7 protein-coding genes and 1 pseudogene are annotated in these 11,307 nt (G+C 71.6%); 6 read left to right on the top strand and 2 right to left on the bottom strand.

The window, feature by feature from the left end:
* Positions 1–30: 30 nt before the first annotated feature.
* A complete protein-coding gene (locus tag ACFV1L_RS05235; RefSeq protein WP_380363034.1) occupies positions 31–588 on the top strand; it encodes a DUF2690 domain-containing protein in 558 nt (185 codons plus the stop codon).
* 69 nt (positions 589–657) lie between these two features.
* Here the strand turns inward: ACFV1L_RS05235 and ACFV1L_RS05230 are convergent.
* A pseudogene (locus ACFV1L_RS05230) lies at positions 658–1,845 on the bottom strand (cellulose-binding domain-containing protein).
* A 90-nt stretch (positions 1,846–1,935) separates the two neighbouring features.
* Positions 1,936–3,075, bottom strand: coding sequence for a lytic polysaccharide monooxygenase (locus ACFV1L_RS05225; protein WP_380363032.1), 1,140 nt, complete (start codon positions 3,073–3,075; stop codon positions 1,936–1,938).
* 491 nt (positions 3,076–3,566) lie between these two features.
* Between ACFV1L_RS05225 and ACFV1L_RS05220 the strand changes: the two genes are divergently transcribed.
* The 5 genes from ACFV1L_RS05220 to dnaE all read left to right on the top strand — a co-directional run bounded on the left by ACFV1L_RS05220 (position 3,567) and on the right by dnaE (position 11,245).
* Positions 3,567–4,856: an extracellular solute-binding protein gene (locus tag ACFV1L_RS05220; RefSeq protein ID WP_380363030.1), complete on the top strand. Its 1,290-nt coding sequence runs from the start codon at positions 3,567–3,569 to the stop codon at positions 4,854–4,856.
* The gene (locus ACFV1L_RS05215; RefSeq protein ID WP_380363028.1) at positions 4,846–5,772 is read left to right on the top strand and encodes a carbohydrate ABC transporter permease; all 927 of its coding nucleotides are present in this window, start codon (positions 4,846–4,848) and stop codon (positions 5,770–5,772) included. Before ACFV1L_RS05220 ends, ACFV1L_RS05215 begins: the two co-directional genes overlap by 11 nt.
* Positions 5,769–6,593: a carbohydrate ABC transporter permease gene (locus tag ACFV1L_RS05210; RefSeq protein WP_380363026.1), complete on the top strand. Its 825-nt coding sequence runs from the start codon at positions 5,769–5,771 to the stop codon at positions 6,591–6,593. The genes ACFV1L_RS05215 and ACFV1L_RS05210 overlap by 4 nt, the downstream gene beginning before the upstream one ends.
* A gap of 181 nt (positions 6,594–6,774) precedes the next feature.
* Positions 6,775–7,566 (top strand): hypothetical protein, encoded by a 792-nt coding sequence (locus ACFV1L_RS05205; protein WP_380363025.1) that lies wholly within the window; start codon positions 6,775–6,777, stop codon positions 7,564–7,566.
* 127 nt (positions 7,567–7,693) lie between these two features.
* Complete coding sequence (gene dnaE, locus ACFV1L_RS05200) at positions 7,694–11,245, top strand: DNA polymerase III subunit alpha (protein ID WP_380363024.1); 3,552 nt, start codon at positions 7,694–7,696, stop codon at positions 11,243–11,245.
* Positions 11,246–11,307: the final 62 nt, after the last annotated feature.

The following is an 11,307-nucleotide window of genomic DNA, read 5'->3' as shown; positions in this document are numbered from 1 at the left end:
GCCCGGACGACACCAGCCCAGGGAGGATCCATGCGCATCCGTGACAGGCGGGCCGCGACCGACCCGCAGCAGCCGTCGGCCGCACGCGGCCGGGCGCGCCGCGCACTGCTGGCGGGCAGCGGCGCCCTGCTCGCCCTCGCCGCCCAGTTCACCGCCGGCGCGCCGGCCGCCCACGCCGCCTCGGCCGCGGCCTGCGCCGCGAGCCCGAGCTCGGCCAACTGCGACGGCGCGGACGCCGCGGCCGACGGCGGCGCCTGCCTCAACGACGCGTTCGTGGTGGCGAGTTACCCGGTCGTCCCGCACTACGACAGCAACTACGGCGGCGGCCCCGCGGCCGTGAAGGTCGAGCTGTGGTGGTCGCCGAAGTGCCGGAGCAACTGGGGACGCATCGTCTCCACGGGCTACTCCGGCGACGCCACGGTGTTCGTCTGGCGCCAGGCCGACGGCGCCCACCGGGCCTACCACCACTGGCTGGACAGCTCCGGCTACTGGGGCGCGATCTACACCGACATGCTCTACTCCCCCGGCGCGGCGGAGGCCTGCGCCGACGACGGGGCGAGCTGGGGCGGCTGCGGCCCGTGGGTCTGACCCGGCAGCGCCGCTCGCGGTGACCGGGGCGCCCGGCGGCCGGCCCGGGCGCGGTGGTTGCGCTCGGGTTCAGCAGGCGATCGGCGCGGAGCCGAGGGCCACGTCGTCGTACCAGAGAGTGTCGGCGCCGTTCCCGTAGGCCTCCCAGCCGAGGTGCAGGGTGGTGGGCCGCGGCGGGGTGGTGCGGCTCAGCCACTGCTGGTCGATGTCCGGGGTGGGGACGCCGTCGTCGTGCAGGCCGGGCACCTGCTGGTCGTTCAGCCAGGTGTCCATGGACTGCTCGGTGGTGTCGACGGCGTAGCGCACGCACACCCACTGGTTCACCGGCAGCGGCACGCTCTGCGCGACCCCGGCCGGGCTCTGCACGGGCAGGGTGGCGTCGTCGGACTCGCGGTTCCACTGCAGGGCGCCGTTCTGGCCGCCCAGCCGCAGGTGCTTGCCGCCGTTGTCGGCGTCCTCCATGGTGACCATGGCGATGTGGTCGGCGGGCAGCGCGGTGGTGTGACGCACCCAGTACCGGACGTGGACCACCGGGCCGACGGCCGAGATGTTCCTGGTGGTGGCCGCGAACACGTGGTTGCAGTAGCCGGCCCGGCCGTCGACCCGCAGCGAGCGGCTGCCGCTGTGGGCGACCGCGGTGTCGACGGCCACCGTGCCGGAGCCGGAGCAGTCGGGCGCGGCGACGGTCCAGTCGCCGGTCGGGGTGCTGCCGCTCTGGTCCTCGAAGCCCGAGCAGACCACGGCCCCGGAGCAGCCGGCGCCGCCGCCCGACGTGGGGCCGGGCGACGGACCGGGGCTGCCGCCGGGAGTCGGCGACGCGCTGCCCGAACCGCTCTAGCAGGGCGCCCCGTTGAAGGCGAAGTCGGTGGGGACGGGGTCGCTGCCGGACCAGGTGCCCTGCAGTCCGAAGGCGACCGAACCGCCGCTGGGGACGGTGCCGTTGTAGGCCAGGTTGGCCGCGGTGACGACGGCGCCGTTCCGGCCGATCTGCGCATTCCAGGCCGAGGTCACCTGCTGCCCGGCGGCGAACGTCCAGGTCAGCTTCCAACTGGTCACCGCCGCACCCGAGTTGGTGACGGTCACCTGGGCGGTGAAGCCGCCGGCCCACTCGCTCCTCGTCCACCCGACCTGGCAGGCGGCGGCGCCCGCGCCCCAGGCCGGGCGCGGACCGAAGCCGGACAGCAGTCCGAGCACCACCGCGAGCGCGGCGAGCCCGGCGCCCACCGCCCCTCGGCCCCTCGCGTCACGTCGCACCATGCCGAACCTCCTTGCGTCGTCGGTGTGTTGTCCGGGATCGCCGCGGGCCGGGACCGCCGTGGGCGGCGGGCCCGGTCCGGGGCGCGGTGGTCACGAGGCGGTGCAGGAGAGGGAGCCGGTCGGGAAGTCGTTGCCGGTGGAGTTGGCGGTGAAGCCGAGCGTGGTGCTGGAGTTCGCGGCGACGGTGCCGTTGTAGGCCGCGTTCTGCACCGTCACGTTGCTGCCGGAGGCGGTCAGCGTGCCGTTCCACAGGCTGGTGATCGTGGTGCCGGCTCCGGTCTGCCACTTCAGCGTCCAGGAGTTGATCGGCGTCGCGTTGTGGTTCATCACCTCGATCGAGGCCTGGAAGCCGCCGCTCCAGGAGCCGACGACGCTGTACGTCGCCATGCAGCCGCTGCTCGGCATCGATCCGGAGGGCGAGGGCGACGGCGAGGACGTCGGGGAGCTGCTCGGCGAGGCGCTCGGGGAGGAGCTGGGCGAGGACGTCGGGGACGCGGTCGGCGACGCGGAGGAGGTCGGCAGGTGAATGCCCGTCACCTCGCCCTTGCCGCCGTCGAAGACCAGGTCGGAGCAGGAGAAGAAGTTCTCCGGGCTGTCCGAGCGCACCCATTGGACGAGCATCTCGGCGGCGCCGCTGCGGCCCGTCGGGAGGGTCAGGTTCCAGTAGTAGTGGCCGCCGTCCGTCCCGGGGGTGCCCACCTGCGCCGGGTTGGCGACGGTGGTGAGCAGGCTCAGGTCGGCCCAGGCCAGCGGGGTCGTCGGCGACCAGCCCTGCTTGGTCAGGTAGACCCTGAACTCGCCCGGGTGCGCGGCCCAGTTGGAGTAGTCGACCTCGATCGTGGCGCCGGAGGTGAGGTGCGTCCTGGGCCAGTCGTCGCGGGCCGCGTTGAAGGCGGAGAAGTCGTACGGGGACTTGTTGCCGGCGCTGCACAGGGTGCCGTCCGGGACGTAGCCCTGGCCGCGGCCGTTCGCGGCCGAGTCCAGCACCGCGAACCAGTTGTAGAGCGGAGTGGTGCCGCTCTGCGCCACCGCGGCCTGGCAGGCCGGGTTGGTCGGCGTCAGCGCGCCGTTCGCGGTGCGCGCGTCCTGGTAGCACAGGTACGTCCGCGAACCGGGGACCATCGCGACCCCGTGCGCGCTCGCCGGGGCCTGGCCCAGCAGCAGGGTGCAGATCGCTGCGAGCGCCGTGGCGAGCGCCGCGCCGATCGGGAGGATCTTGCCTCGTGACATGGAACTTTCACCGCCTTGGTGGATGGGACCCGCCCGCGCCGTCCCGCCCGGGCAGGCTGCCTGACTGGGGAGAAGCCATGCTCGTACCGGTAGCGACCCGCAGTTGGGAGCGCTCCCATCGCTCAACGTAACGCCCCGTCAAGGACGTGTAAACGGACGGCATCCGGGCCTCGAAGCCGGACAACTCGCCCGGGCCGCACCGGAGTTGATGCCGAACTGCGGCCCGGCCCCGCTGGCTGCCGAAACCCGCCGGAGCCGGGCCGCCCGCCCCGGTCGCACCGCCGCCGCACACCGCCGGACCCGCCGCGCCGCGCCGTGAAACGTTCACCGCGGAGCCGGACTCCCGCCGCCCGATCCACTCCCCACGCACGACCCGCGCTCCACGGGCCACCGAAGGTCATCTTCCGGCCAAATGTCTAGACCTTTGTGCGAGCCCGGCTTCCTGATGGGTAGTCAGATCCCCACCCCCACAGCGACGTTGGAGACCACCCATGACCGTGCGCGCACGCCGCCGGCCCGCCGCTCTCGTCCTCCTGCTGGCCCTGGCCGCCGCCGGGTGCAGTTCCGGCCCCGGAGGCGGATCCGGGGCCGGCGGCAGACTGACCGTCTGGCTGGCCGTCGACGCCCAGGAGAGCTGGCCGGAACTGGTCCGGACCACCAACGACCGTTTCGCCCGGGCCCACCCCGGCGTCCGGGTCGAGGTCCAGTACCAGCAGTGGACGACCAAGAACCAGAAGCTGGACGCCGTCCTCGCCGGGAAGAACGTGCCCGACGTGGTGGAGATGGGCAACAGCGAGACCACCAACTACATCGTCAACGGCGCGTTCGCCGCCCTCGACCCGGCCGGCTACGACCAGTCGGGCGCCTGGCTGCCGGCGCTCGCCGACGCCTGCCGCGACCACGGGAAGACGTACTGCGTGCCGTACTACGTCGGTGCCCGGGTCGGCATCTACCGCACCGACTACTTCGCGCAGGCCGGCCTGCCGGGCGCACCGACGACCTACCCCGAACTGCTGGCCGCGCTCGACCGGTTGAAGGCCGCCAACGGCGCGGCGGACCCGAACTTCTCCGCCCTGTACCTGCCCGGCCGCTACTGGTACGCGGCCATGGCGTTCGTGAAGGACGCGGGCGGCGAGATCGCGGTGAAGGACGGCGACCGCTGGAAGGCGTCGCTGTCCTCGCCGAACTCGGTCGCCGGGCTCACCGAGTGGAAGCGGCTGATCGACGCCTACTACGTCGGCGACCGCGCCAAGGACAACGGCGACCAGCCGGGCGTCGTCGGCCAGGGCCGGGTGGGCGTCTTCTACGGCAACACCTGGGAGGCGGACGCGGCCGCCGACGAACGCTCCGGCGGGGACCCGAAGCTGAAGGGGAAGTTCGCCACCTTCCCGTTCCCCGGCCCGTCCGGGAAGCTGCTGCCGCCGTTCCTCGGCGGCTCCACGCTGGCCGTGCCCGCCAAGTCCTCGCACCGGGACCTGGCCGCCGACTGGATCAGGCTGTTCACCGACCGGCAGTCGCAGCAGACCCTGATCGCCGCCAACACCCTGCCCAACAACACCGCCCAGCTCGCCGAGGTCGCCGCCGGCGGCCTCAACGGACCGTCCGCCCGGGCCGCCGCCACCGGGGGCTGGATGACCCCGTTCGCACCGGGCTGGACGTCGGTGGAGAAGTCCAACGTGCTGCCCGAGATGCTCGAACGGATCGCCAACGGCAAGGCGTCGGTGCAGGACGCCGCCCGGGACGCCGACCGGCGGATCGACGAAGTCATCAATGAGCGCTGACCGGGGCGGCCGGCGGGCCGCCCGCCGCCGCCCGCGACTGCTGCCCTACCTGCTGATCGCCCCCACCGCCCTGGCGCTCGTCCTGGTGCTCGGCTACCCGCTGGTCGACATGGTCGTGCTGGCCTTCCAGGACCTGACCCGGGAACAGCTGTTCAACGGCTCCGCCCCGCCCTGGGCCGGCCTGGAGCAGTTCCGCCGGGTGCTCGGCGACGGGTTCTTCTGGACGGTGGTGGCGCGCACCGTGCTCTTCACCGCCGTGTGCGTCGCCCTCACCGTGCTCTGCGGGCTGTTCACCGCCCGGCTGATGCACCGCGCCTCGCCGTGGGTGCGCGCCGTCCTCGCCGGCATGCTGGTGACCGTCTGGGCGATGCCGGTGATGGTCGCCGCGTCGATCTTCCGCTGGCTGTTCGACGCGGACTACGGGGTGGTGAACTGGCTGCTCTCCCGGCTGCCCGGCGTCGACCTGGCCCGCCACAACTGGTTCACCGACCCCTGGCAGGGGTTCGCCGTCATCGTCGCCGTCGTGGTGTGGGGCTCGCTGCCGTTCGCCGCGATCACCCTGCGGGCCGCGCTCGCCCAGGTCCCGCCCGAACTGGAGGAGGCCGCGGCGCTCGACGGGGCGCGGCCGTTCCAGGTCCTGCGGCACGTCGTCCTGCCGACGGTCCGGCCGGTCCTGGTCATGGTCACCACACTGTCGGCGATCTGGGACTTCGGGGTCTTCAACCAGGTCTGGCTGATGCGCGGCGGCCAGCCCGAACGGGAGTACTACCTGCTGGGCGTCTACTCCTTCATCGAGTCCTTCGCCGTCAACCGGTACAGCGCCGGGGCGGCGATCGCCCTGGTCACCGTCGTGCTGCTGCTCGCCGGCTCGGTGGTCCACCTGCGCCGGACGTTGCGGACGGGAGAGGTCGAATGAGACGGCGGCGGTCGCCGGGCCACGACCTGCTGGGGCTGCTGGTCGCCGCGGTGATCGGCTTCCCGGTCTACTGGATGGTGCTCACCGCGTTCCGGCCGGCCACCGAGATCCTGCGGGTGCCGCCGGAGTTCTGGCCCGGCCGGCCCACCCTCGACAACTTCGCCCGGGCCCTGCGCACCGAGACGTTCTGGGCCGGCGTCCGCTCCAGCACGCTCATCGGGCTCGGCACCGTGGTGCTCTCCCTGCTGGTCGGCGCGCTCGCCGCGTTCGCCGTCGCCCGGTTCCGCTTCGCCGGCCGCAAGGCCTTCGTGGTGGTGATCCTGATCGTCCAGACCGTCCCGCTGACGGCGCTGGTCATCCCGCTGTACCTGCTGCTGAACGACGTCGGGATGACCGACAGCCTGATCGGCGTGATCCTCACCTACCTGGTGTTCACGCTGCCGTTCACGGTGTGGATGCTCCGCGGCTTCGTCGCCGGCGTCCCGGTCGAGCTGGAGGAGGCGGCCATGATCGACGGCTGCAGCCGCTTCGGCGCGTTCCGCCGGGTGGTGCTGCCGCTGCTCGCCCCCGGCATCGTCGCCACCTCGGTGTTCGCCCTCGTCCAGGCCTGGAACGAGTACGTGCTCGTCTACGTCCTGCTGTCCAGCCCGCAGAAACAGACCGTCAGCATCTGGCTGGTTTCCTTCCAGACCGGCTTCGGCACCGACTACGGCGGCCTGATGGCGGGCGCCACCCTCACCGCCCTGCCGGTCGTGGTGTTCTTCCTCGCCGTCCACCGCAGGATCGCCTCCGGCCTCACCGGCGGAGCGGTCAAGGGCTGAACGGAAGCCGGGCGCCGGCCGGCGCCGGACCGGTCGTGGCGTACCGTCGGGCGACCGCGGTCACCCGGATTCAGCGCAGTGAGTGGGGCGTCAGGAAATGAATGTCACGGCCGGTTCGATCGTCGACCCCCGATCCCGGATCACGATGATTCCGGCAGGGGATCCCGGGTCCGCCATCGGCGTGGGGCTGTGGCGGGAGGAGAAGCCGCGCGCCGCGTTCCGCTCGTTCGTCCAGGACCGGCTGGCGCTGCGCCAGCCCGGTCGGGGCCGGCGGGACGGCGGCGAACTCCTCCCGGTGGTCGTCCAGCTCGTCCCCCGCCCCGACCACGCCCACAACCCGGACGCCGTCGGCGTCGCCGCCCCGCCGGAACACGGCGGCACCGACCACGAGCGGCACATGGCGTACCTGTACGACCGGCACCTCGTCCCGCTCGGCGGGAGCCTGCGCAGCCTGGCCGAGGTGTCCCCGCTCCCGCTCGGCTGCCACGCCTTCGTCGAGCTCGACGCGGTCGAGGACGACGAGTACGACCCGCACGACGGGGACGGGGACGCCCTCGTCGTCACGGACCGGCGGCAGAGCCGGTACTGGGCCGGCGGGCTGCGGCTGCTGATGCCGCGCTGGGACCGGCTCCAGCGGATGGCGGTCGACCACTGCCGCGGGATCCGCCCCGACCTGGTCCTCCCGTTCATCGGCCACTGGACGCCCTGGCGGCCCGGGGCCCGTGAGGCACTGGCGGGCGCGACCCGGGAGCAGTCCTTCGACGTCACCCTGCGCACCGAGGGAGACGCGCTCACCGCCTACTACGGCGACCTGCCGCTGTCCGACCTCGGCTCCGGCTCCCGGGACTTCTTCGACCGCACGGCGCTGCGGGTGCGGGAGACGGGCGGACGGGCCACGGCCCGGGCGGAGCAGCACCGGGGCTCGCTGAAGGTCTTCGTGGAGGACAGCCGGCCCCTGCGCGGAGCCGGCTGACCCGGCGCCCGCCGCCGCGTCCGCGGATCCGGCCGCGCGCCGCCGACCGTCGCCGAAGTGCCCGCGAGGCGGCGCGCTCGCATTAGGGTGGGTGCTTCTTCCGCCTTCCGCAAGGAGCCAGAGCGCCGTGTCCGACAGCTTCGCCCACCTGCATGTCCACACCGAGTACTCGATGCTGGACGGCGCCGCGAAGAACGGGAAGCTGTTCGCGGAGGCGGAGAGACAGGGCATGCCCGCCATCGCGATGAGCGACCACGGCAACATGTTCGGCGCGTACGAGTTCTTCCACGCCGCCGCCAAGACCGCGGTGAAGCCGATCATCGGCATCGAGGCGTACGTCGCCCCGGGCTCGCGCTTCGAGAAGAAGCAGGTGTTCTGGTCCCCGGGCGGGCAGCGCCCCACCGGCGCGGACGGCGAGGGCGGCAAGGACGTCTCCGGCGGCGGCCGCTACACCCACATGACCATGTGGGCGCAGAACGCCGCCGGCCTGCGCAACCTGTTCAAGCTCTCCTCCCTCGCCTCGATGGAGGGCTACTACATGAAGCCCCGGATGGACCGGGAGCTGATCGCCGCCAACGCGACCGGGATCATCGCCACCACCGGCTGCCCGTCCGGCGAGGTGCAGACCCGGCTGCGGCTCGGCCAGTACGAGGAGGCGGTCAAGGCCGCCGCCGCGTACCAGGACATCTTCGGCAAGGAGAACTACTTCCTCGAACTGATGGACCACGGCCTGTCCATCGAGCAGGACGTCCGCGCCGACCTGCTGCGGCTGGCCAAGCACCTGAACATCCCGCTGCTGGCCACCAACGACTCGCACTACGTCACCGCCGACCAGGCCGACGCGCACGACAGCCTGCTCTGCGTCGGCGTGGGCAAGAACAAGGACGACCCGAACCGCTTCAAGTTCAACGGCTCGGGCTACTACGTGAAGACCGCCGAGGAGATGCGCGAGCTGTTCCGCGACCTCCCCGAGGCCTGCGACAACACCCTCGCCATCGCCGAGCGGATCGAGTCGTACGAGGAGGTCTTCACCTACGTCGACCGGATGCCGCAGTTCGACGTGCCCGAGGGCGAGACCCAGGCGTCCTTCCTGCGCAAGAAGATCGCCGCCGGCCTGAAGCACCGCTACGGCGACAACCCCAGCCAGGAGGTGCTGGACCGGGTCGAGCTGGAGATGGGCGTGATCACCCCGATGGGGTTCGACGCCTACTTCCTCGTGGTCGCCGACATCTGCCAGTACGGCCGCGACAACGGCATCCCGGTCGGGCCCGGCCGCGGCTCGGCGGCCGGCTCGATGGTCGCCTACCTCACCGGCATCACCCAGCTCGACCCGCTCGAACACGACCTGCTGTTCGAGCGCTTCCTCAACCCCGAGCGGATCAACCCCCCGGACGTCGACATCGACTTCGACGACCGCCAGCGCGACCAGATGGTGCGCTACGTCACCGAGAAGTACGGCTCCGCGTACACCGCGCAGGTCAACACCTTCGGCACCATCAAGGCCAAGGCCGCCGTCAAGGACGCCAACCGGATCCTCGGCTACCCCTTCGCGATGGGCGACCGGATCACCAAGGCGATGCCGCCGGACGTGATGGGCAAGGGCGTCCCGCTGGCCGACCTCTTCAACGAGAAGCACCCCCGGTACAACGAGGGCACCGAGATCCGCTCGCTGTACGAGAACGAGCCGGACGTCAAGAAGATCATCGACACCGGCCTCGGCATCGAGGGCCTGATCCGCGGCACCGGCGTGCACGCGGCCGCGGTGATCCTCTCCTCGACTCCGCTGCTCGACCTGATCCCGCTGCACATGCGGGACAAGGACGGCACCATCATCACCGGCTTCGACTACCCGTCGTGCGAAGCCATGGGCCTGATCAAGATGGACTTCCTGGGTCTGCGGAACCTGGGCATCATCGACCACTGCATCAAGATCGTGAAGGCCAACCGGGGCGTCGACATCGACATCGACAGCATCCCGATCGACGACCCCACCACCTACCAGCTGCTCGCCCGCGGCGACACCCTCGGCGTGTTCCAGCTCGACGGCGGCCCGATGCGCGCCCTGCTGCGCCTGATGAAGCCCACCGAGTTCGCCGACATCTCCGCCGTCTCCGCGCTGTACCGGCCCGGCCCGATGGGCATGAACTCGCACACCAACTACGCGCTGCGCAAGAACGCCCAGCAGGAGATCATCCCGATCCACCCGGAGCTGGAGGAGCCCCTCAAGGAGGTCCTCGGCCCCACCTACGGCCTGATCGTCTACCAGGAGCAGGTGCAGCGCGCCGCCCAGGTGCTGGCCGGCTACTCGCTCGGCCAGGCCGACCTGCTGCGCCGCGCGATGGGCAAGAAGAAGAAGGAGGTGCTGGAGAAGGAGTTCGTCCCGTTCCACGCGGGCTGCAAGGAGCGCGGCTACTCCGACGAGGCCATCCAGGCGGTGTGGGACGTGCTGGTCCCGTTCGCCGGCTACGCCTTCAACAAGTCGCACTCCGCCGCGTACGGCCTGGTCTCCTACCAGACCGCCTACCTGAAGGCGAACTACCCCGCCGAGTACATGGCGGCGCTGCTCACCTCGGTCGCGGACGACAAGGACAAGATGGCCGTCTACCTGGCGGAGTGCCGGGCGATGGGCATCCGGATCCTCTCCCCGGACGTCAACGAGTCCGTCGTCGACTTCACCGCCGTCGGCAGCGACGTCCGGTTCGGCCTCAAGGCGGTGCGCAACGTCGGCGTCCCGGTGATCGAGTCGCTGGTCGCCACCCGGCAGGAGAAGGGCAAGTACACCTCCTTCGCGGACTTCCTCGACAAGGTCGAGCTGGTGGTCTGCAACAAGCGCACCGTCGACTCGCTGATCAAGGCCGGCGCCTTCGACTCGCTCGGCCACACCAGGCTCTCGCTCAGCACCGTCCACGAGACCGCCATCGACGCCGTCACCGGCGTCAAGAAGCAGCAGGCCATCGGCCAGGACGACCTGTTCGCGATGCTCGGCGGCGACGACACCCCCGCCATCGGCCTGGACTTCCAGCTCACCGACCGCGAGTGGCCGCGCAAGCAACTCCTCGGCCTGGAACGGGAGATGCTCGGCCTGTACGTCTCCAGCCACCCGCTGGACGGCGCCGAGCACATCCTCGCCAAGAACCGCGACATCTCGATCGTCGAACTCCTCGGCTCCGGCCGCACCGAGGGCGAGGTCCGGCTCTCCGGCCTGATCACCGGCGTCGACCGCCGCATCAACAAGGCCGGCAACGCCTGGGCGATCATCACCCTCGCCGACCGCGACGGCTCGATCGAGGTGCTGTTCTTCCCCGCCGCCTACCAGCTGATGTCGGCCCAGATGGTCGAGGACAACGTCATCGCCGTCCGCGGCCGCCTCAACGAGCGCGACGGCTCGCTCAGCGTCTTCGGCCAGGAGATCACCACCCTCGACATCTCCTCCGCCGAACTCGGCACCAAGCCCCCCGTCCAGATCACCGCCCCCGTCGGACGGCTCACCCCCGACGTGGTCGCCGAACTCAGGACCACCCTCCAGGCCCACCCCGGCGACGTGCCGATCCGCCTGCTCACCACCGGCTGGGACAAGAACACCCTCTACGAGCTCGGCTACACGGTGAACCCCGACAACGGCCTCGCCTCCGACATCAAGACCTTCCTCGGCCCGCACTGCTGGCAGGGCACCGTCTGACCGCCCCCGGCCGCCCCGACCCTGACAGCACGTCAGGGCCCGGGGCCCGGGTGCGGTCAGGG

The sequence above is a fragment of the Kitasatospora sp. NPDC059646 genome, assembly GCF_042734615.1.
In the GTDB taxonomy this organism is placed as follows: domain Bacteria; phylum Actinomycetota; class Actinomycetes; order Streptomycetales; family Streptomycetaceae; genus Kitasatospora.
The sequence above is the reverse complement of the archived record's forward strand: the minus strand, read 5'-3'. Positions and strand labels throughout refer to the sequence as shown.